The organism is Cupriavidus sp. C2SS-8b (genome assembly GCF_057073745.1).
The window spans coordinates 1,441,656-1,462,345 of sequence record NZ_CP172716.1; the positions used below are offsets into that span (position 1 = coordinate 1,441,656).

Below are 20,690 nucleotides of genomic sequence, written 5' to 3' on the forward strand. Positions count from 1 at the left end.
CGCGGGGCGGCGCCCGGCCGGCAGAGCTCAAAGGCGAATTATACGGGGTGACGCGCGACGATTCCCCGCCCGCGATGGCCGCCTGGCTATTTGACGGCTGGCAAGCCGGGGCGCCTGGCGGCGCTGGTAGCATCGCTGCATGCATACCGCGCTCCCATCCCTGCTGTCCGATCCGCTACTCATCTTCGTGTCCGTCGCCGGATTGGCCTGGGCGTTGAGCCGCCGTCCCTGGCACCTGCTGCGGCGCGGCTCGCTGCAGCATGCGTGGCTGGGCGCCATGGTGTTCGTGGCGCTGTTGTGGACGGTCCGCGCCACGCTGGTAGGCGGCCTGGTGATCCAGCTCCTTGGCGCGACGCTGATGGTGACGCTGTTCGGGCTGCCGCTGGCGCTGGTATCGCTGTTCGTGGTCGACGTCGTATCGATGCTCGGCCTCGAATACCTGGCCGGCCACAGCTGGGCCTTGTTCGACTGGCCGTCCCTATGGATGCGCTATGTCTGGCTGGCGCTGTTGCCGGCGCTGATCTCGGCTGCTCTGCAGGGGCTCATGCGTCGCTTGCTACCGCGCCATCCGTTCGTGTTCATCCTGGGCCATGGCTATTTCTGCGCGGGCCTGGCGGCCATGGGCGCGGGGGCGGCGGAGACTGCCTGGCGCCACTGGATGGCCCCGGGGCTTCCCTTCAGTGCCGCCGATACCCTGGCGGCCATCGTTATCCTGGCGTTTGGCGAGGCGTTCCTGACCGGCATGCTGGTCGCCGTCTTTGTGGTCTACCGGCCGCAATGGGTGGTGACGTTCCGGGATGAGGAATACCTGCGCGACTGAAACCGCGCGGGCTCGGCCGGGGGACGGAAGGGCGCAAAGAGAGGCTTCGGCATGCCCCGGCATGCGCCGGGGCATCTTGCGGATCAGCTGTTGCGCGACAGCGCCAGGCGCAGCAGGTCGGCCACGGTATTGACGTTGAGCTTTTCCATGATGTTGGCGCGGTGCGCCTCCACGGTCTTGATGGAAATGCCCAGGTCGTCGGCGATCTGCTTGTTCAGGCGGCCGGCCACGATGCGCTCCAGCACCTGCTGCTCGCGCGTGGTCAGCTTGCCCAGCAGGTCCTTGGCCGCACGCTGTTCGCGGGCGGCCGAGTGGTCCGTGCGGGCCTTCTGAAGCATGCGCTCCACCAGCGCGCGCAGTTCCGATTCGTCGAACGGCTTTTCGATGAAGTCGATGGCGCCGCGCTTCATCGTCGACACCGCCATCGGCACGTCGCCGTGGCCGGTGATGAAGACGATGGGAATGTCGATGTTCTCGGCAATCATGCGTTCCTGCAGTTCCGGCCCGCTCATGCCGGGCATGCGCACGTCGAGGATCAGGCAGGAAACCTGGCTGGCGTCATAGGCCGCCAGGAACTGCTCGGCGCTGTTGTAGCTGCGCACCTGGTAACCATTGCCCTCCAGCAGCCAGGTCAGCGAGTCGCGCATCGCTTCATCGTCGTCGACGATAAAGACGGTCTCGCCGCGGTGAGGGGCAGGGTTTGGCGTTGCGGTCATGAAGTCTCCTGGGACAACCATTCATTTGCGGCAGCAGTGTAACCGTCCGCGGCGCTATGTAACAGATCCGGCACCCCACCGGAGAGGGGTGCCGGTCGTCCCGTGATCGGGTGCGCGTCGTTATCGCGTCGCCTTGCGTCGTTACTGGTCGGCCATGGCCGGCTGCAGCGGCAGCATGATTTTAAACGTACAGCCGATGCCGTCGACATTGTTCTCGACCCACAGCCTGCCCTGGTGGGATTCGATGATCGAGCGGCAGATGTTCAGCCCCATGCCCATGCCGTCGGACTTGGTGCTGAAGAACGGCTCGAACAGCCGTTCCTTGGTGGCTTCGTCGACGCCGGGGCCCTGGTCGATCACGTCGATATGCACGTTGTTGCCGAATTCGCCCGGCTCCACGCGCGCATGCAGGCGCACCACGCCGCCGGCGCGGGGTGCCGGCATGCCGGACATGGCTTCCACGGCGTTCTTGAGCAGGTTCACCAGCACCTGTTCGATCAGCACCGGATCCACGTAGATCATCATGGGCGGCGGGGGCAGGCGCGTCAGGATGGTCACGCGCCGGCGCGTCGCCTCCAGGTCGGCCAGGCCCACGGCGTCGGCGACGATGTCGTGCAGCGCGGCTTCGCGCCGCTGCGGCTGACTGCGCTTCACGAAGCCGCGGATGCGGCTGATGATGGTGCCGGCCCGCACCGCCTGCGCCGAGGTCTTTTCCAGTACCGGGATCAGGTCCTCGGGCGTGCTTCGGCCTGAATGCAGCCGCGCCACCGCGCCCATGCAGTAGTTGTTGATGGCGGCCAGGGGCTGGTTGAGTTCATGCGCAAGTGAAGACGCCATCTCGCCCATGGTGGTCAGGCGGCTGGTGAACTGCAGGCGCTCTTCGTGCTGGCGCGTCATTTCCTCGGCCGCCTTGCGCATGGTGATGTCGGTGGCGATCTGCATCTGCGCCAGGTGGCCGTCCACCCACTGGATATAGCGGCGACGCACCTCGAACCACTTTTGCATGTCGGGCACGAACACTTCGCGTGCGTCCGAGGCGTATGGCATCAGCTCGGAGGCGGGCAGGCCGGCGTAGGCATCGACGTAGTCGGTGTTGTCGCTAGAGACCTGGTCCTTGTCGACGTCATCGCCAGCCAGCTTGAGGTGCCCATCGGCCTCCCAGCCAAACAGCTGGCGGTAGTAGCGGTTGGCGAACAGCAGTTCGGCCTTGTCGGTGGCGAGGACGGACACCGCGGCGTCCAGGCTCTCCAGCACGGTCGTGAAGCGGTCATGCGCGGCGGCCAGTTCCTCGCGGGCGCGCTTGGGCTCGGTGATGTCCGTCATCGAACTCATCCAGCCCGTGTGGCGGCCGCGGCTGTCCACCAGCGGCGACACGTACATGCGCGAGAAGAAGCTGCTGCCATCGCGGCGCATCACGCGCATTTCGTAGCCGCCGGCGGGGGACTTGCCTTGCAGCGTCAGGTCGATCTGCTTCTGCATCTCCGGCTGGTCGTTTGGCGGCCAGTACGGGAACGGCGGCAGGCGTCCGACCAGGTCGTTCTCCTGCCAGCCGGTCATGCGGCAGAACGCCGGGTTGACGTAGGTGATGCGCCCGTTCAGGTCCAGCGCGCGCAGGCCGATCAGCATGGAGTTTTCCATGGCGCGGCGGAACGAGGTCTCGGCCAGCAGCGCGCGCTGCGCTTCGGAGCGGCGGCTGGTGTGCCGCCACATGCTCCACAGGCTCCATAACAGGAAGCAGGACAGCCCGACCACCAGCCACAGCAGCATGTTGTTGGGCAGGTTGGACGGCGGCGGGTAGGCGTCGGCGCGCAGCGACAGCGAGTGGCCGGGCGGGTCGAGCAGCACCTCGTACGACAGCGCATTGCCGGGCACCGGCCGCAGCGACGTGCTGGCGCGCGTCTGGTTGTTCTTGTCGATCAGCGAGAAGCGGTAGCGCTCGGTCAGTTCCGGCGGCAGCAAGTGCGTGAGGATGCCGTTGATGGAGTAGAGCGCGCCGATCGTGCCGAGGAACTCGTTGTCCCGCACGATCGGCACTTCCATCAGCATGAAGCTGTCGCCGCGGTCGTTGGTGAGCGGGCGCGAGTAGACCACGCGCTGGGTTTCGCGCGCGGCGTCGAAGGTGTCGAGCACCTCGGGTTCGAGTGGCTGATCCTGGTTCTCGCGCAGCCTGCCCGCGAACTCGGACGTCGACGGCAGCGACCAGCGCCCGCGGCGCGTGGCGTCGAGCCAGTTGATAAAGACGATCTCGGGGTTCTCGCGCAGGATTTCCTGCGCGGCGGTCCGGTATGCGCCTTGTTCGAGCTGTGCCGCGGCAATGTCGCGCGCCAGCGAGGCGAGCTGGTCCTGGTTGCTCAGCAGGGACAGCCGCACGCGTTGCTGCGCCCAGGCGGCGTCGCGGTACAGCGCGTCGCGCTGCTGCTGGCGCTCGGTCTCGTGCAGCGACCAGAGAATGACGCCCATCGCCGCGCTGAACAGCACGATAGCCACCAGCGGGATGAACATGAACCAGCTCGTGGCGACCAGGTTGCGCCAGCGCAGCCACCACAGGCCGCGCGGCGGGGCGGCCACGATGCCGCCGTCATCGACCGGTGCCATCGTGTCGATGGCGCCCAGCGTGCTGGCCGGCGGCGCGGCGTGCGCGCCATCGCCTCCGGCTGCCCTGCCCGTATCGGAGGCGGTGGGGGGGAGGATGGCTGCGCGCAGGCTGGACAGGAAACGATCGAAAAACGGCATGACAGGGATTGACGGCTGACCGGCCAGTGTAGCGGGATTATTGCGGTGCGTCGCTTGGGGAAAGCGCCAATGAAATCAACGACAAGGCTAACGACGCGGCCGCGCTTGACCCGTGCGGGTGATCGCAGCGCGTGTGGAGTTTGGTGCGCCGCGTCATTATTCCACATTATAAAAAACGATATCGCAATTTGAAAATTTCGCTTGTGCTGGCCATTCTGCTTCCATAGAATCGGACCGACCAAAAAGCGGGCGGTAACCATGCGCCTGCCGCGCGAGAGAGTCCGGAACAGGGCTCCCGGCGGCGGCTCCGATGCAAGGCGCTGCGGCGACGCATCCGCAAGTCATACCCCGATACCCCGTCACCCCGGGGCCCGAAATGCCAAAAGCGAGGGCTCCGGAGCAGGAATTCACAGGAGACAGTCATGTCCGCCGTACCCGAGCAGATTCTCGGCGCATCCAGCGCCAACGACGCCGATCCCCAAGAAACCCATGAATGGCTGGACGCCCTGCAGGGCGTTCTGGGCGCCGAAGGCCCGGAGCGCGCCGCGTTCCTGATCGACAAGCAGATCGAGTACGCGCGCGTGAATGGCGTTACCCAGCCGTTCCACGCCGAAACCCAGTACATCAACACGATTCCGGTCGAGCAACAGGCCCGCATCCCCGGCGACCAGGACATCGAGCACCGCATCCGCTCGTACACGCGCTGGAACGCCATGGCGATGGTGCTGCGCGCCAACAAGCACACCAACGTCGGCGGCCACATCTCGTCGTTCGCTTCGGCCGCGACGCTGTATGACGTCGGCTACAACCACTTCTGGCGCGCCCCGTCGGAGCAGAGCGGCGGCGACCTGGTCTTCGTGCAGGGCCACTCGGCGCCCGGCGTCTACTCGCGCGCGTTCCTGCTGGGCCGCCTGACGCCCGAGCAGCTCGACAACTTCCGCCAGGAAGTGGACGGCAAGGGCATCTCGTCCTACCCGCACCCGTGGCTGATGCCGGATTTCTGGCAGTTCCCGACGGTATCGATGGGCCTGGGCCCGATCATGGCCATCTACCAGGCCCGCTTCATGAAATACCTGGACAGCCGCGGCCTGGCCAAGGCCGGCGACCGCAAGGTCTGGGCCTTCCTGGGCGATGGCGAGACCGACGAGCCCGAATCGCTCGGCGCGATCGGCATGGCCGGCCGCGAGAAGCTGGACAACCTGGTCTTTGTCATCAACTGCAACCTGCAGCGCCTGGATGGCCCGGTGCGCGGCAACGGCAAGATCATCCAGGAACTGGAATCCGAATTCCGCGGTGCCGGCTGGAACGTGATCAAGGTGGTGTGGGGCAGCAAGTGGGATTCCCTGCTGGCGCGCGACACCAAGGGCCTGCTGATGAAGCGCATGATGGATTGCGTGGACGGCGAGTACCAGACCATGAAGTCCAAGGGCGGCGCCTACGTGCGCGAGCACTTCTTCAACACGCCTGAACTGAAGGCGATGGTCGCCGACTGGTCCGACGACGACATCTGGCGCCTGAACCGCGGCGGCCACGACCCGCACAAGATCTACGCCGCCTACAAGGCCGCCAGCGAGCACAAGGGCCAGCCGACGCTGATCCTGGCCAAGACCATCAAGGGCTATGGCATGGGCGATGCCGGCCAGGCCATGAACGTGGCCCACCAGCAGAAGAAGATGCCGGTGGACGCGATCCGCACGTTCCGTGACCAGTTCAACATCCCGGTGCCCGACGACAAGCTCGCCGAAGTGCCGTACCTGACCTTCGAGGAAGGCTCGAAGGAACTGGAATACATGCGCCAGGCGCGCATGAACCTGGGGGGCTACCTGCCGGCCCGCCGCCAGAAGGCCGAAGCGCTGCAGGTGCCGCAGCTGTCCGCGTTCGACGCGCTGCTGAAGGCCACCGGCGAAGGCCGCGAAGTGTCCACCACCATGGCCTTCGTGCGGATCCTGAACACGCTGCTGAAAGACAAGCAGATCGGCAAGCACGTGGTGCCCATCGTCCCGGACGAATCGCGCACCTTCGGCATGGAAGGCCTGTTCCGCCAGATCGGCATCTGGAACCAGCAAGGCCAGAAGTACGTGCCGGAAGACCACGACCAGCTGATGTTCTACAAGGAATCGCAGACTGGCCAGGTGCTGCAGGAAGGCATCAACGAAGCCGGCGCCATGTGCGACTGGATCGCGGCCGCCACGTCGTACTCGACGCACGGCGTGCAGATGATCCCGTTCTACATCTACTACTCGATGTTCGGCATCCAGCGTATCGGCGACCTGTGCTGGGCGGCGGCCGACATGCGTTCGCGCGGCTTCCTGCTGGGCGGCACCGCTGGCCGCACCACGCTGAACGGCGAAGGCCTGCAGCACGAGGACGGCCACTCGCACGTGTTCCACGCGGTGATCCCGAACTGCATCTCGTATGACCCGACCTTCCAGTACGAACTGGCGGTCATCATGCACGACGGCCTGCGCCGCATGTATGCCGAGCAGGAAGACGTCTACTACTACCTGACGGTGATGAACGAGAACTACGAGCATCCGGAAATGCCGGCTGGCGTAGAGCAGGACATCGTCAAGGGCATGTACCAGTTCCGCAAGGGCGTCGAGAACAGCAACGCGCCGCGCGTGCAGCTGCTGGGCTCGGGCACGATCTTCCGCGAGGTGATCGCCGCCGCCGAGCTGCTGAAGAAGGACTGGGGCGTGGAATCGGACCTGTGGAGCTGCCCGAGCTTCACCGAGCTGGCCCGCGAAGGCGCCGCCGCCGAGCGCTTCAACCTGCTGCACCCGGCCGAGCCGCAGCGCGAGTCGTTCGTCGCGCAGAAGCTCAAGTCGGCGCGCGGCCCGGTCATTGCCTCGACCGACTATGTGCGCGCGTTTGCCGAACAGATCCGTCCGTTCGTGCCGCGCCGCTACGTGGTGCTGGGCACCGATGGCTTCGGCCGCTCGGACACCCGCGAAAAGCTGCGCCACTTCTTCGAGGTGGATCGCCACTGGGTCACGCTGGCCGCGCTGAAGGCGCTGGCCGACGAGGGCGCCATCAGCCGCGACAAGGTGGCTGAAGCGATCAAGAAGTACAACCTCGACCCCAACAAGCCGAACCCGATGTCGGTCTGACCGGCTTCCTGCACCAACCCCCGCAGTACGGCAACGCCGTGCCGCGGGCGCCCCGAAGACTTTCGTAGGCGCCTTGCGGCACAGCGGCGTGACAGAAGCGGGCGGCGAGGGTAATCTCGCCGCTTGCGGACGTCGCGCGTGCCGGCCTGCCCAGGAGACACTGAATGAGTCAAGCGATTGAAATCAAGGTGCCGGACATCGGCGACTATGACGCCGTTCCCGTCATTGAAGTGCATGTGAAACCCGGCGACAGCATCAACGCGGAAGACGCGCTGGTCACGCTGGAATCGGACAAGGCCACCATGGACGTGCCCTCGCCGCAAGCCGGCGTGGTCAAGGAAGTCCGCATCAAGGTCGGCGACAACGTGTCCGAAGGCTCCGTGCTGGTGATGCTGGAAGCCGCCGGTGCAGCCGCGCCGGCCCCGGCTCCCGCCGCCGCAGCACCGGCTCCCGCTCCGGCACAGGCCGCAGCGCCCGCTCCAGCCCCTGCCGCTGCTCCGGCGCCTGCCGCCGCGCCGGCCGCGGGCGGTACCATCGAAGTCAAGGTGCCCGATATCGGCGACTACGACGCGGTCCCCGTGATCGAAGTCCACGTCAAGCCGGGCGACACCATCAACGCCGAAGACGCCGTTGTCACGCTGGAATCGGACAAGGCCACCATGGACGTGCCGTCCCCGCAAGGCGGCGTGGTCAAGGAAGTCAAGGTCAAGGTCGGCGACAACGTGGCCCAGGGCACGCTGCTGATCCTGCTGGAAGGCGCCGCTGGCGCAGCCGCTCCGGCACCGGTCGCCGCGGCACCCGCGCCGGCTCCCGCCGCAGCGCCTGCCCAGGCTCCGGCCCCGGCGCCTGTTGCCGCAGTCCCGGCCCCGGCAGCGCCTGCTGCTCCGGTCGGCGTGACCGGCAACGCCGCGCACGCGTCGCCTTCGGTGCGCAAGTTCGCGCGCGAACTGGGTGTGGATGTTTCCCGCGTGCCGGGCACCGGCCCGAAGAACCGCATCACGCAGGAAGACGTGCAGCGCTACGTCAAGGGCGTGATGACCGGCCACGCAGCTGCACCCGCGCAGGCCGCAGCTGGCGGTGGTGGTGGCGAACTCGGCCTGCTGCCGTGGCCGAAGGTCGATTTCACGCGCTTCGGCGAGGTCGAAAGCAAGGCCCTGTCGCGCATCAAGAAGATCTCGGGTGCCAACCTGCACCGCAACTGGGTCATGATCCCGCACGTCACCAACCATGACGAAGCGGACATCACCGACCTGGAGGCCTTCCGCGTCCAGCTGAACAAGGAAAACGAGAAGTCCGGCGTCAAGGTGACGATGCTGGCGTTCATGATCAAGGCCACGGTGGCGGCGCTGAAGAAGTTCCCGAACTTCAATGCATCGCTCGACGGCGACAACCTGGTGCTGAAGAAGTATTTCAATATCGGTTTCGCGGCCGATACGCCGAACGGCCTGGTTGTGCCGGTGATCAAGGACGCCGACAAGAAGGGCGTGCTGGAGATCAGCCAGGAAATGAGCGAGCTGGCCAAGCTGGCGCGCGACGGCAAGCTCAAGCCCGACCAGATGCAGGGCGGCTGCTTCTCGATCTCGTCGCTGGGCGGCATTGGCGGCACGTACTTCACGCCGATTATCAACGCGCCGGAAGTGGCCATCATGGGCGTGTGCAAGTCGTATATGAAGCCGGTCTGGGACGGCAAGCAGTTCGCGCCGCGCCTGACGCTGCCGCTGTCGCTGTCGTGGGACCACCGCGTGATCGACGGCGCCGAGGCGGCCCGCTTCAATACGTACTTCGGGCAGTTGCTGGCGGACTTCCGCCGCATCCTGCTGTAAGGCGGCCGCGGCCATGTCCGTGCAGGGCATGGCCATGGCAGTTGCAGCCCAGGGAGGCGAGCCATGACTACCTGTGTCGTCGTCAGGAAGGGTGCCGAGGTGGCGATCGCCGCCGATGCGCTGGTCACGTTCGGTGACACGCGCCTGTCGCGCGCCTACGAGCGCAACCAGAAGGTGTTTCCGATCGCCGACAGTTTTGTCGCGCTGGCCGGCACCACGGCGCACTTCCCGGTCATGCGCGCCTTGCTGGCGGGAATGGGCGAGGAATGCCGGCTCGGCTCGCGCGATGACGTGTTCCGGACCTTCCTGAAGGTGCATGAGAAGCTGAAGTCGGAGTACTTCATCAACACCAAGGAAGACGAGGATGATCCGTACGAGTCGTCGCAGATCGTCTGCCTGATCGCGAATCCGGCGGGGATTTTCGGCGTCTACTCGTATCGCGAGGTGTTTTCGTTCGACCGCTTCTGGGGCATCGGCTCGGGCCGCAACTATGCGCTGGGAGCCATGCATGCGGTCTACGACAAGCCTGAGCTGGATGCTGAGGCCATCGCGCGCATCGGCGTCGATGCCGGTATCGAATTCGACAAGAGTTCCGCGGGCCCGATCGAAGTCCATAGCGTAAGGCTGCACGAGGCCGGCGCCACCGGCGCTGCGGCAACCAACAACGACGGCGCGCCCTGAGGCCACGCAGGCCCGGCGCGCAAAGAGGAGCAAACATGAGTGTGATCGAAGTCAAGGTGCCGGATATCGGCGATTTCGACGCGGTGGAAGTGATCGAGGTCCTGGTCAAGCCGGGCGATACGGTCGAGCAGGAACAGTCGCTGATCGTGCTGGAGTCGGACAAGGCCAGCATGGAAGTGCCGTCGTCGGCGGCCGGCAAGGTGGTCGACGTGCGCGTGAAGGTGGGCGACAAGATCGGCCAGGGCGCGGTGATCTGCACGGTGGAAGCGCAAGCCGCTGCCGCCGCTGCGCCTGCGCCGGCCCCTGCGCCCGCCGCTGCGGCCCCCGCGCCATCGGCCGCTCCGGCTCCGGCTCCGGTGGCCGCCAGTCACGCGGGCAGCGCCGACATCCAGTGCGACGTGCTGGTGCTGGGCGCCGGTCCCGGCGGCTACTCGGCAGCGTTCCGTTCGGCTGACCTGGGCATGAATACCGTGCTGGTGGAACGCTACGCCACGCTCGGCGGCGTCTGCCTGAACGTTGGCTGCATCCCGTCCAAGGCGCTCCTGCACAACGCAGCCGTGATCGACGAAGCCAAGGCGCTCGCTGCGCACGGCATCCTGTTCGGCGAAGCCAAGATCGATCTGGACGGCCTGCGCCACTACAAGAACCAGGTGGTCGGCAAGCTCACCGGCGGCCTGGCCGGCATGGCCAAGGCACGCAAGGTGCAGGTGGTGCGCGGCATCGGCACGTTCCTCGATCCGCACCACCTGGAAGTCGATGCGACCGAAGGCGAGGGCAAGCAGGCTACGGGCAAGAAGACCGTGATCCGCTTCGAGAAGGCGATCATCGCCGCCGGCAGCCAGGCGGTGAAGCTGCCGTTCATCCCGGAAGATCCGCGCATCGTCGATTCGACCGGCGCGCTGGAACTGCCCGAGGTGCCGAACAAGATGCTGGTCATCGGCGGCGGCATCATCGGCCTGGAAATGGCGACGGTGTACAGCACGCTGGGCGCGGACATCGACGTCGTGGAAATGCTGCCGGGCCTGATGAACGGCGCCGACCGCGACCTGGTCAAGGTCTGGGAGAAGAAGAACAAGGACCGTTTCGGCAAGGTGATGCTGAACACGAAGACCGTCGCGGTGGAAGCCAAGCCGGACGGCATCTACGTGAAGTTCGAAGGCGAGCAGGCCCCGGCCGAGGCGCAGCGCTACGACCTGGTGCTGGTGTCGGTGGGCCGTTCGCCCAACGGCAAGCGCATCGGCGCCGAGAAGGCCGGCGTGGCCGTGACCGATCGCGGCTTCATCAACGTCGATGCGCAGATGCGCACCAATGTGCCGAACATCTTCGCGATTGGCGACGTGGTCGGCCAGCCGATGCTGGCGCACAAGGCGGTGCACGAGGCCCACGTGGCCGCGGAAGCCGCGCACGGCGAGAAGGCCTACTTCGACGCCAAGCAGATTCCGTCGGTGGCCTTCACCGATCCGGAAGTGGCCTGGGCCGGCCTGACCGAGGACCAGTGCAAGGAGCAGGGCATCAAGTACAGCAAGGGCGTGTTCCCGTGGGCCGCCTCGGGCCGTGCCATTGCGAATGGCCGCGACGAGGGCTTTACCAAGCTGATCTTCGATGAGGAAACCCATCGCATCATCGGCGGCGGCATCGTCGGCACGCATGCCGGCGACCTGATCAGCGAAGTCTGCCTGGCGATCGAGATGGGCGCGGACGCGGTCGATATCGGCAAGACGATCCACCCGCACCCGACCCTCGGCGAGTCGATCGGCATGGCCGCGGAAATCTACGAAGGGACCTGCACGGACGTACCGCCGCCGCGCAAGCGCTGATTGCGGCAAGCTGCAGGCATCGAAACCCGTCCGTGTGGCGGGTTTCCTTTTACCCGATTGCGCAATTAACCGACAGGAATTTTGAGCCGCCGCCGATTTAGCCCGGCAGGGTACGGCTGGGCTGCCAGTTGACGTCTATTCCGGCTGCTGAGGCGTGGACTGGATGATGTCTTCGAGCTGGGCGCTCATCGGGATGCCCAGGCGTTCGCCAGTGGGCAGGCGGTTGACGAACCACTGCTTGTACAGGCGGTCAAGCTCGCCTGAGGTCATCAGGTCGCGAACCGCCTTGTCGACGACTGCGGCAAATTGCGGATCGTTCTTGCGCAGCATGATGCCGTAGGGGTCGTAGGACAGGAAATCGCGCGTCACGTCATATTTCTTGCCGAGCCCGTACTTGGCGAGGAAGCCGTACAGCAGTACGTCGTCGCCCGCATAGGCGTCCGCGCCGCCATGGCGCAGCACTTCAAAGGCATCGGCGTGATCTCGGGCGCGGATCAGGGTCACGCCAAGATTGAAGCGTGTGGACAGCCGCTCGATGGCATCTGCATTGGTCGTGCCGGCTGTTGCCACGACGGTCTTGCCTTTGAGGTCCTGGAAGGTTCGTATTGGCGAGCCGTGCGGCACCAGCAGCTTGGTGCCGGCGACGAAAATCACCGGTGAGAACGACACGCGCTGCTGGCGCTCGGCATTGCGCGTGGTGGAGCCGCATTCGAGGTCGATCTTGCCGGACGTCATCGCTTCGATGCGGTTTTCGGAAGTCACCGGCACCCAGTTGATGGTCAGGTCGCGGCCGACGTCGGCACCGGCGGCCTGAACGATGGCCGTGCAGATATCGATCGAATAGCCGATCGGCCGGCGAATCTGGTTCAGGTACGAGAAGGGCAGGGAAGATTCCCGGTAGCCGATGGTCAGCGTGCCGGTTTCCTTGGCCTTTTTCAGTGTGCCGGAAAGGGCGATCGGCTCCTGCGCCAGCGCCAGTCCGGCCGACAGCGCCAGGCATAGCGCCGCGATCCGCCACCACACATAGCGGCCACACCGGGCAACAGTGCAAGACATGGGTCGCTCCTCTGCGGTCTGCGCGCCAGCGCTCAGGCACGCGCGGTCTCGGGCTTGGCCAGCGCCTCGCGTTCGTCGTCCACCCCGCCCATGCCGCCCTGATCGCCGGTATCGAGCGTCGATTCGCTGGCGAGCTGGCCTTCCCACTTGGCCACCACGGCGGAGGCGATCGAATTGCCCACGGCATTGGTGGCCGAACGGCCCATGTCGAGGAACTGATCCACGCCCATGATCAGCAGCAGGCCGGCTTCCGGGATATTGAACTGGTTCAGCGTGGCCGCGATGACCACCAGCGAGGCGCGCGGCACGCCGGCCATCCCCTTGGAGGTAAGCATCAGCAGCAACAGCATGGTGATCTGCGTACCCATCGGCAAGTGGATGTCATAGGCCTGGGCGATGAACAGCACGGCGAACGTGCAGTACATCATCGACCCGTCGAGGTTGAACGAGTAGCCCAGCGGCAGCACAAAGCTGGAGATCTTGCGGTTGACGCCGAACTTGTCGAGCGCGTCGAGCATTTTCGGATACGCGGCTTCGGAGCTTGCGGTCGAGAACGACAGCAGGAACGGCTCGCGGATCAGCTTGATCAGGTTGAAGATCCGCCGCCCCAGGAACACGAAGCCCGCCAGCGTCAGCAAGCCCCAGAGCACGAACAGGGCGAGGTAGAAGCTGCCCATGAATTTGGCGAAGGTCACCAGGATGCCAAGGCCTTGCGTCGTCACGGTCGATGCGATGGCGGCGAACACGGCAATCGGCGCCAGCCACATCACTGCGCCCGTGATCTTCAGCATGACCTGCGCGAGATCTTCGATGACGCCGGCCATGCGCTTGCCATGCTCGCCCAACGTGGCAAGCGCGGTGCCGAAGAAGATTGAAAAGACCACGATCTGAAGGATCTCGTTGTTGGCCATCGCCTCGGCCACGGACTTCGGCACTAGGTGGGCGACGAAATCCTTCAGTGTGAAGGCATTGGTCTTGAGATTGGTCGCGGAGCCGACGTCGGGCAGCGGAAGGCCGATATTGACGCCCGGCTGGAGCATGGTGGCCATGATCAGGCCTAGCGTCAGCGACACCAGCGATGCGGTGATGAACCACCCCATCGCCTTGATGCCTACGCGGCCGACGGTGCTGGCATCGCCCATGTGGGCAATGCCCATGACGAGCGTCGAGAACACCAGCGGCGCGATGATCATCTTGATCAGCCGCAGGAAGACGTCGGTGATGATCGAGATGTAGCCCGCGATCTCTTTTGCCAGCTTGGGATCGGGAAACGCGACATGACAGCCGTAGCCGACCACGCCGCCGAGGATCATCGCGATGACGATGTAGGTCGTGATGTGGCGCTGCGTCTTCATGGCATCTCCCAGATGCTGTTGCGTCGCGCAAGCGCTGCGCCACGCATGCCGACATGGCCCGGTATTGCGCCGCGCCACGTGAATCCGAAGGGCGGAGCCCTGGCATGCCAGAATGCCGCGGGCTGCACCTTGCTAACGATAGTCGCCCGCTCCGGCATTGGGCAAGGACAACGCTGCGGACGCGCTTTGGAAGGCATCGGCGCGGCCGGAAATCCGAGTGGAAGCGGGCGGCGGGGGTACAGAAGGCGAAAAAAAGCCCGACCTTCTGGGTCGGGCTTGAACGATACCTTTGGACAAGGAGACCGCGGTACCGAGGAGACACTGGCACGCTAGCGGCAAACCTGTTGCGGTCTGCCACCGTCATCGTTGGCAAAGCGCGCCGTCGGGCGGTGCGCTTTGCCAACGGACCGGCACGGGGCCGGTCGCTGGCACTACCTGTCAGCCGTGCTGGCTATCAGGCGGTCTTCTTGACAGCGGCGCTGCGGGCCGTGGCGCTGGCCTGCTGGGCAGCCTTGCTGGCGGCCGAAGCGGCAGCCTGGAAGTTGCTTTCGGCGATCTCGACAGCCTGCTTGGTGGCCTTCTGGACCGACTCATAGGCGTTGTTGGCAGCCGAGATGGCCGACTTCACGATGGCCACGGTCGATTCCGAACCGGCCGGTGCGTTCTTGGCGAGGTTGTCGACCAGAGCCTGCACCTTCTTCGAGCCTTCAGCCAGTTGGGCTTCGGCGACCTTGGTGAATTCGCTTTGCGTTTCCGAAGCGATTTCGTACAGGTGACGGGTGTAGGCCAGGGTCTTTTCAGCCACCGGCTGCACCAGCGAAGCCTGGATGGCCAGCAGTTCCTGGGCATCCTTGGCGGACAGCGCCTTCTTGGCGTTGTCGACGTTTTCGGCGAAGGTGGTCTTGACGACCTGCAGGTTCAGCTCGACGAGCTTCTCGACGCCTTCGAAAGCCTTGGTGGTCAGGCCAAACAGGGTTTCCAGGTTAGCCTTTTGCGCTGCTGCGACTTGTTCCGGGGTGAGGATCATTGCTGGTCTCCAGTGGTGAACTTCAAGGTCAAGCAAAATTAAACCGCCTGGATGTCAGGACCGTGACGGATATCGCTCCGCGTCGTCCAGCCCCAGGCGTTGGGATTAAGGTTGGGCGCCCGCTCATTCGCTTTGGTGCGCCGCAACAATTGCAATTCTAGGGAAAGCCGGGCCGGTGTCAAGCAGTTTTTGTGCGTCGCACAAAATGCAACGCACGTTGACTCGAAATGTGCCGGTAGCGCCATGCATTGTGCGCGGTACCGCGGGTTTTCCAGCGGTGCTACCATCGCAGCCTGCCGACGCTTGACTATGCAAGCGTCGCGCCCACAACAAGAACGCCCCTTTCGCCACGCCATGCTTGCCTTTTACGCCGATCACTTCGTGCTGCCGCTGCCGCCGGCCCATCGTTTCCCGATGCGCAAATGGCCCGCGCGGAAGGTGTCGGCATGAGCACGATGGCTGATGCCGGCGCAAGCGCGCGGCGAACCTTCTGGTCTGCCAGCATGCCGTGGCTGTTCGTCCTGATCTGGAGCACGGGGTTTATCGTGGCCAGGTATGGCATGCCGCATGCCGAGCCGATGACGTTCCTGTTCCTGCGGTTCGTCGGCGTCCTGGTGCTGATGGTGCCCTTCGTGTGGCTCGCGCGCGTGCCGTTGCCGCAACGCGAAGGGCGTACCGATTGGCGCATGGTCGGTCATATCGCGGTAGCCGGGCTGTTTCTGCAAGCCGGCTATCTCGGCGGCGTCTGGGCCGCCGTCAAGCTGGGCATGCCAGCCGGCATGTCGGCCTTGATCGTCGGCATGCAACCGATCCTGACCGCACTGATTTCCGCGCGCCTGGGCGAACGCATCAGCATGCGCCAGTGGCTGGGGCTGCTGCTTGGCATCGTGGGGGTCGGGCTGGTGGTGGCCAACAAACTCGGCGCCAGCGGACTCTCCACGGCCAGCGTGCTGCTCGCGGGCGGGGCGTTGCTCAGCATCACCTTCGGCACGCTGTACCAGAAGCGCTTCTGCGCCGTGTTCGATCTGCGCATCGGCTCCGTCATCCAGTTCGCGGCATCCGCGCTGGCTTGCGTGCCCTTTATGTTCATGTTCGAGACTCGCCACGTCGACTGGACCGCCGAGATGGTCGGCGCGCTCGCCTGGTCGGTGGTCGCGCTCTCGATCGGCGCCATTTCGCTGCTGTTCCTGCTGATCCGGCAGGGTGCCGCAACGCGAGTCTCCAGCCTCATGTACCTGACGCCGCCGACCACGGCCGTGATGGCATGGCTGCTGTTCGGCGAGCGCTTTCCGCCACTGGCGGCATCCGGCATGGCCCTGGCCGCCGCGGGCGTCGCACTGGTCATCCGGCGCTAGTCGTTTCGCGTTCTTCCTTCTTTCCTGTTCCGCAAAGTTCCCATGAAACCGCAAGCCGAGCACCGCAGTGCCTATCCGCACGCCCAGGCCATCACCACGCGTTGGATGGATAACGATGTCTATGGCCACGTGAACAACGTTGTCTACTACAGTTATTTTGATACCGTCGTGAATGCGTACCTGATCCGGGAAGGCGTGCTCGACTTTGAATCCGGCAGCACGATCGGGCTGGTGATCGAGACGCAGTGCAACTACTTCTCGTCGCTGAGCTTCCCGGACACGGTCACGGCTGGCTTGCGGGTGGCGCGGCTGGGAACCAGCAGCGTGCGCTATGAGGTGGGGCTGTTCAGCGGCGACAACGAGATCGCGGCGGCGCAAGGGCATTTTGTCCACGTCTATGTCGATCGCGTCACGCGTCGCCCGGTGCCCTTGCCCGAGCCGCTGCGCCGCGCGCTGCAGCCGCTGACGGTGCCTGGCGCACAAGCGCCGGGCGTGGCGTGATGGAGGAAGGAAAGATGTCGCAGGACGCGCAAGCTGGCAAGCAAGTGGCCGCCGAGGCTGCTGCGCAGCAGGCGGTCGACTGCGTCGACCGGGCCATCCTCACGCGCCGCTCGGTCCGGGCGTTCCTGGATACGCCCGTGCCACGCGAAGCGGTGGAAGAGATTCTAGCCGTCGCCAGCCGTGCGCCCTCTGGCACCAACACGCAACCATGGCATGTCTATGTGCTGGCGGGTGACGCCAAGGCCAGGCTGTGCGCGGACCTGCTGACCGCCTACGAAGACCCCGAGCGCGACAGCAAGTACCTTGAAGAGTATCCGTACTACCCGCGCTCCTGGGTGAACCCCTACCTGGATCGGCGCCGCAAGGTTGGCTGGGACCTGTATGGCCTGCTGGAAATCAGCCGCGAGGATAAATCGCGCATGCACGAACAGCACGCGCGCAACTTCCGCTTCTTCGATGCGCCGGTCGGCATGATCTTCACCATCGACCGCATCATGGAACTGGGCAGCTGGCTCGACTACGGCATGTTCCTGCAAAGCATCATGGTCGCCGCTCGGGCGCGCGGGCTCGATACCTGCCCGCAGGCCGCATTTACGCAGTTCCACAAGATCATTGGCGATCACCTCCGCCTGCCAGGCGAGGAGATGGTGGTCTGCGGCATGTCCCTGGGCTATGCGGATCCGGAGGCGATAGAGAATCGCCTCAACACTGAACGTGAACCGGTGAGTGGGTTTGCGCGTTTCCTCTCATAGTGAGATGTGTATCAATGTGTAACGATTCGCGCCGACATACAAAGGAATATTGCCGCAGTGGCGGGTGAACCCCGCAGCCGCGCAGTGACTTACAGGAGGTCAACGATGATGCACGTGACGAGGAGTCAACAATTTCCGCATTGTGGAAATGTTTGCAAATCGAACTTTAACTAGCCTTCGTAAGTCTTTAATCTTGCTAACAATTTCTTAATTTCCTACACTAGCGCCATCCCGATGCGCTGAACGAATCATGTTCCGGTCTGATTCCATTTTTTCCAGATTCTTCGGCTCGACGCCCCTGAGCGCCGTAGCCGTAGCCGTGCTGGCATCCGCGTCGATGCTGGCAGCCCCGTTGGCCGAGGCTGCCACCAAGTCGACTTCCACTGAAAAGTCCACGAAAAAGCAGGCGAAGTCGTCCAAAGCCGAGAAAAAGGCCAGTGCGGGCAGCAAGCGCACAACGGCCATGGCCGAGGCCGCGTCTTCCCGCAAGGTGATCGTCGTGAAGAACGGCCGGCACCGTGTGGTGGCGTCGAACCGGGCCGCGCCGGTGCGGGCGGTGTTTACGCCGGCCAAGCCGTCGCTCGGCGAGGCCATGGGGCTGCGCGATACCGAGGATGCGCTGGCACTGAGATCGAGCGTTGCGCTCGTGATGGACCAGAACACCAACGAGGTGCTGTTCCAGAAGAATCCGAGCGCGGTGCTGCCGATCGCGTCGATCACCAAGCTGATGACTGCGCTGGTGGTGATGGATGCTCGCCTGCCGATGGACGAGACCCTGACCATCACGGAAGAAGACCGGGACACCGAGAAGCACAGCAGCTCGCGCCTGCGCTTCGGTACCCAGCTGACGCGCCAGGAAATGCTGCTGCTGGCGCTGATGTCGTCCGAGAACCGCGCGGCCTCGGCGCTGGGTCGCAACTATCCGGGTGGTCTGCCCGCGTTTGTCCAGGCCATGAACCGCAAGGCCCGTGAACTGGGCATGAACGACACCCACTTCGTGGACTCGAACGGCCTGTCGAGCAGCAATGTGTCGAGCGCCATGGACCTCGCGCGCATGGTCAACGCGGCCTACCGCAACCCGACCATCCGCGAGTTCTCTACGCAGACCGAGCATGAAGTGAATGTGCTGGGCCGTACGCAGCACTACGTCAGCACCAACCGCCTGGTGCGGGGCGGCAACTGGGACATCGGCCTGCAGAAGACCGGCTTCATTTCCGAAGCTGGCCAATGCCTGGTCATGCAGGCCAAGGTCAACGGCCGTAACGTTGTGATGGTGTTCCTGGATTCCGTGGGCAAGCTCTCACGCTTTGCCGATGCCACGCGCGTTCGGGACTGGCTGGAACATGCCTCGCCGTCGGTACCGCAGCCCCATGCGTTTCCGTCGTCGCCGAACCTCACGCAGTCGCCCGGCGGCGCGCAAGCGATCCTGACTTCGGCGCGCGGAACCTGAACTCCGCCTGCTCCCATAAAAAACGCGCCATGGTTGGCGCGTTTTTTATGGGGCTTCACCTTCAGAGCAGCTTGCCCGGATTCATGATGCCGGCCGGGTCAAACGCGCGCTTGACCTCGCGCATCAAGCGTAGCTCCAGCGGATCCTTGTACTGCAGGAATGCATGCCGCTTGAGCTGGCCGATGCCATGTTCCGCACTGATACTGCCGCCGTAGCGCATCACTTCATCGAGCACGGTGCCGGTCACCACGTCTTCGTGCGTCGCTGCCCAGTCCTTCGGCGCTCCCGCCGGGCGCGACAGGTTGTAGTGCAGGTTGCCATCGCCAAAGTGCCCGAAGATGAAGGGCCGGATCGCCGGGTCCAGCGTGCGCAGGCGCGCTTCCATCGACACCATGAACGCCGGGATCTGTTCGATCGGCAGCGACACGTCATGTTTCAGGTGCGGCCCGTCCGCGCGCTGCGCTTCGGAGATTTCTTCGCGCAGCTTCCACAGCGCCTGCAATTGGGCCAGCGATGCAGACACCGCCGCATCGAGGCAAAGGCCGCGTTCGAGCGCCTCGCCAATGACGCGCTCCAGCAGCGCATTGAGCGCCGCTTCTTCGGCGGTGTCGGCCAGTTCCACCAGCACATAGGCGGGATAACGCTGCGCAAAGGGTTCTTGCACGCCCTCGGCATGCGTCAGGACCAGGTCCAGGCACGCGCCGGTGAAGAACTCGAAAGCCTGCAGCCGTGCGCCGCACTGCTCGAACAGCAGCGCGTACAGCTCCAGCGCCTGCTGCGGCGATTCCACTGCCGCCAGCACGACACTGCGCGTATCGGTACGCGGGAACAGGCGCAGTGCAGCAGCCGTGATAACGCCGAGCGTGCCTTCCGAGCCGATCAGCAACTGCTTGAGATCGTAGCCGGTGTTGTCCTTGCGCAGCGTGCGCAGGCCGTGGAAGACCTCGCCGTTGGGCAGCACGGCCTCGACGCCGAGCACCAGTTCGCGCGTCATGCCATAACGCACGACGTTGACGCCGCCGGCATTGGTGGCCAGGTTGCCGCCGATCTGGCACGAGTCTTCCGCCGCCAGGCTCAGTGGCAGCAACCGGTTGGCGTCGGCCGCGGCGCGGCGCAGGTTGCCGAGGATGCAGCCGGCTTCGGCCACCACGGTGTTGGCGATGGTGTCGAGCGAGCGGATGGCATGCATGCGGTCCAGGCTCAGCACCACGTTCAGCGGCTGGCCGTCGGGCGTGGCCGCGCCGCACAAGCCGGTGTTGCCGCCGCGTGGCACGACCGGTGCCGCGGCCTGCTGGCAGAGCGCGAGGCAGCGCGAGACCTCGTCGACCGTGCGCGGGCGGACCACCGCCTGGGCCTGGCCCCGGTAGATGCCGCGCCAGTCGGACAGCCACGGCGCAATGTCGTCGGGCTGGGTGAGCACGGTGTCGGGACCAAGGGCTTCGGTGAGACGCTGGGGCAGGTTGGTGGCTGGCATGGAGGGAGCGATTTCAGCTT

General features: G+C 65.0%; 15 protein-coding genes. 9 read left to right on the forward strand and 6 right to left on the reverse strand.

Features of this window, described 5'->3' with window-relative positions; all coding sequences use genetic code 11:
• Positions 1-139: 139 nt before the first annotated feature.
• Positions 140-820 (forward strand): energy-coupling factor ABC transporter permease, encoded by a 681-nt coding sequence (locus tag ACIGJB_RS06655; protein ID WP_483731935.1) that lies wholly within the window; start codon positions 140-142, stop codon positions 818-820.
• Positions 821-903: 83 nt separating this feature from the next.
• Here ACIGJB_RS06655 and ACIGJB_RS06660 read toward each other — a convergent pair whose 3' ends face one another.
• Both ACIGJB_RS06660 and ACIGJB_RS06665 read right to left on the reverse strand, forming a co-directional pair.
• Positions 904-1,536, reverse strand: a complete 633-nt coding sequence (locus ACIGJB_RS06660) for a response regulator transcription factor (protein ID WP_483711151.1) — start codon at positions 1,534-1,536, stop codon at positions 904-906.
• A gap of 141 nt (positions 1,537-1,677) precedes the next feature.
• The gene (locus ACIGJB_RS06665; RefSeq protein WP_483731936.1) at positions 1,678-4,269 is read right to left on the reverse strand and encodes a PAS domain S-box protein; all 2,592 of its coding nucleotides are present in this window, start codon (positions 4,267-4,269) and stop codon (positions 1,678-1,680) included.
• 422 nt (positions 4,270-4,691) lie between these two features.
• On the opposite strand from ACIGJB_RS06665, the gene aceE reads away from it, so the two are divergent.
• The 4 genes from aceE to lpdA all read left to right on the forward strand — a co-directional run bounded on the left by aceE (position 4,692) and on the right by lpdA (position 11,700).
• Positions 4,692-7,379 carry a pyruvate dehydrogenase (acetyl-transferring), homodimeric type gene (gene aceE, locus ACIGJB_RS06670; RefSeq protein WP_483731937.1) on the forward strand — a complete coding sequence of 896 codons (2,688 nt, stop codon included), beginning with the start codon at positions 4,692-4,694 and terminating at the stop codon, positions 7,377-7,379.
• A gap of 164 nt (positions 7,380-7,543) precedes the next feature.
• Positions 7,544-9,202 (forward strand): dihydrolipoyllysine-residue acetyltransferase, encoded by a 1,659-nt coding sequence (gene aceF / locus ACIGJB_RS06675; protein ID WP_483731938.1) that lies wholly within the window; start codon positions 7,544-7,546, stop codon positions 9,200-9,202.
• 63 nt (positions 9,203-9,265) lie between these two features.
• Entirely contained in the window at positions 9,266-9,883 is a 618-nt protein-coding gene (locus ACIGJB_RS06680) for an MFS transporter (RefSeq protein ID WP_483731939.1), read from the forward strand.
• A 35-nt stretch (positions 9,884-9,918) separates the two neighbouring features.
• A complete protein-coding gene (gene lpdA / locus ACIGJB_RS06685; RefSeq protein ID WP_483731940.1) occupies positions 9,919-11,700 on the forward strand; it encodes a dihydrolipoyl dehydrogenase in 1,782 nt (593 codons plus the stop codon).
• 135 nt (positions 11,701-11,835) lie between these two features.
• On the opposite strand, the gene ACIGJB_RS06690 is transcribed toward lpdA, so the two are convergent.
• The 3 genes from ACIGJB_RS06690 to phaP1 form a co-directional block, all read right to left on the reverse strand.
• Complete coding sequence (locus tag ACIGJB_RS06690; protein WP_483731941.1) at positions 11,836-12,756, reverse strand: amino acid ABC transporter substrate-binding protein; 921 nt, start codon at positions 12,754-12,756, stop codon at positions 11,836-11,838.
• A 32-nt stretch (positions 12,757-12,788) separates the two neighbouring features.
• The gene (locus ACIGJB_RS06695; RefSeq protein WP_483731942.1) at positions 12,789-14,111 is read right to left on the reverse strand and encodes a dicarboxylate/amino acid:cation symporter; all 1,323 of its coding nucleotides are present in this window, start codon (positions 14,109-14,111) and stop codon (positions 12,789-12,791) included.
• A 454-nt stretch (positions 14,112-14,565) separates the two neighbouring features.
• On the reverse strand, positions 14,566-15,138 hold the full coding sequence (gene phaP1, locus ACIGJB_RS06700; RefSeq protein ID WP_483711159.1) for a TIGR01841 family phasin PhaP1: 573 nt from the start codon (positions 15,136-15,138) through the stop codon (positions 14,566-14,568).
• Between the two features lie 455 nt (positions 15,139-15,593).
• On the opposite strand from phaP1, the gene ACIGJB_RS06705 reads away from it, so the two are divergent.
• The 4 genes from ACIGJB_RS06705 (at position 15,594) to pbpG (ending at position 19,196) form a co-directional block, all read left to right on the forward strand.
• Positions 15,594-16,493, forward strand: a complete 900-nt coding sequence (locus ACIGJB_RS06705; RefSeq protein WP_483732270.1) for a DMT family transporter — start codon at positions 15,594-15,596, stop codon at positions 16,491-16,493.
• Positions 16,494-16,535: 42 nt separating this feature from the next.
• The gene (locus ACIGJB_RS06710; RefSeq protein WP_483731943.1) at positions 16,536-16,994 is read left to right on the forward strand and encodes an acyl-CoA thioesterase; all 459 of its coding nucleotides are present in this window, start codon (positions 16,536-16,538) and stop codon (positions 16,992-16,994) included.
• 14 nt (positions 16,995-17,008) lie between these two features.
• On the forward strand, positions 17,009-17,746 hold the full coding sequence (locus ACIGJB_RS06715; protein ID WP_483732271.1) for a nitroreductase: 738 nt from the start codon (positions 17,009-17,011) through the stop codon (positions 17,744-17,746).
• A 250-nt stretch (positions 17,747-17,996) separates the two neighbouring features.
• Positions 17,997-19,196: a D-alanyl-D-alanine endopeptidase gene (gene pbpG / locus ACIGJB_RS06720; protein WP_483731944.1), complete on the forward strand. Its 1,200-nt coding sequence runs from the start codon at positions 17,997-17,999 to the stop codon at positions 19,194-19,196.
• 61 nt (positions 19,197-19,257) lie between these two features.
• Here pbpG and ACIGJB_RS06725 read toward each other — a convergent pair whose 3' ends face one another.
• A complete protein-coding gene (locus ACIGJB_RS06725; RefSeq protein ID WP_483731945.1) occupies positions 19,258-20,670 on the reverse strand; it encodes an FAD-binding oxidoreductase in 1,413 nt (470 codons plus the stop codon).
• Between the last annotated feature and the right edge of the window lie 20 nt (positions 20,671-20,690).

What these genes read in the sequence shown, in the direction of transcription:
- ACIGJB_RS06655 (WP_483731935.1), top strand. Translation starts at nt 140, where the DNA reads ATGCATACCGCGCTCCCATCCCTGCTGTCCGATCCGCTACTCATCTTC.
- ACIGJB_RS06660 (WP_483711151.1), bottom strand. Translation starts at nt 1,536, where the DNA reads ATGACCGCAACGCCAAACCCTGCCCCTCACCGCGGCGAGACCGTCTTT.
- ACIGJB_RS06665 (WP_483731936.1), bottom strand. Translation starts at nt 4,269, where the DNA reads ATGCCGTTTTTCGATCGTTTCCTGTCCAGCCTGCGCGCAGCCATCCTC.
- aceE (WP_483731937.1), top strand. Translation starts at nt 4,692, where the DNA reads ATGTCCGCCGTACCCGAGCAGATTCTCGGCGCATCCAGCGCCAACGAC.
- aceF (WP_483731938.1), top strand. Translation starts at nt 7,544, where the DNA reads ATGAGTCAAGCGATTGAAATCAAGGTGCCGGACATCGGCGACTATGAC.
- ACIGJB_RS06680 (WP_483731939.1), top strand. Translation starts at nt 9,266, where the DNA reads ATGACTACCTGTGTCGTCGTCAGGAAGGGTGCCGAGGTGGCGATCGCC.
- lpdA (WP_483731940.1), top strand. Translation starts at nt 9,919, where the DNA reads ATGAGTGTGATCGAAGTCAAGGTGCCGGATATCGGCGATTTCGACGCG.
- ACIGJB_RS06690 (WP_483731941.1), bottom strand. Translation starts at nt 12,756, where the DNA reads ATGTCTTGCACTGTTGCCCGGTGTGGCCGCTATGTGTGGTGGCGGATC.
- ACIGJB_RS06695 (WP_483731942.1), bottom strand. Translation starts at nt 14,111, where the DNA reads ATGAAGACGCAGCGCCACATCACGACCTACATCGTCATCGCGATGATC.
- phaP1 (WP_483711159.1), bottom strand. Translation starts at nt 15,138, where the DNA reads ATGATCCTCACCCCGGAACAAGTCGCAGCAGCGCAAAAGGCTAACCTG.
- ACIGJB_RS06705 (WP_483732270.1), top strand. Translation starts at nt 15,594, where the DNA reads ATGGCTGATGCCGGCGCAAGCGCGCGGCGAACCTTCTGGTCTGCCAGC.
- ACIGJB_RS06710 (WP_483731943.1), top strand. Translation starts at nt 16,536, where the DNA reads ATGAAACCGCAAGCCGAGCACCGCAGTGCCTATCCGCACGCCCAGGCC.
- ACIGJB_RS06715 (WP_483732271.1), top strand. Translation starts at nt 17,009, where the DNA reads ATGTCGCAGGACGCGCAAGCTGGCAAGCAAGTGGCCGCCGAGGCTGCT.
- pbpG (WP_483731944.1), top strand. Translation starts at nt 17,997, where the DNA reads ATGTTCCGGTCTGATTCCATTTTTTCCAGATTCTTCGGCTCGACGCCC.
- ACIGJB_RS06725 (WP_483731945.1), bottom strand. Translation starts at nt 20,670, where the DNA reads ATGCCAGCCACCAACCTGCCCCAGCGTCTCACCGAAGCCCTTGGTCCC.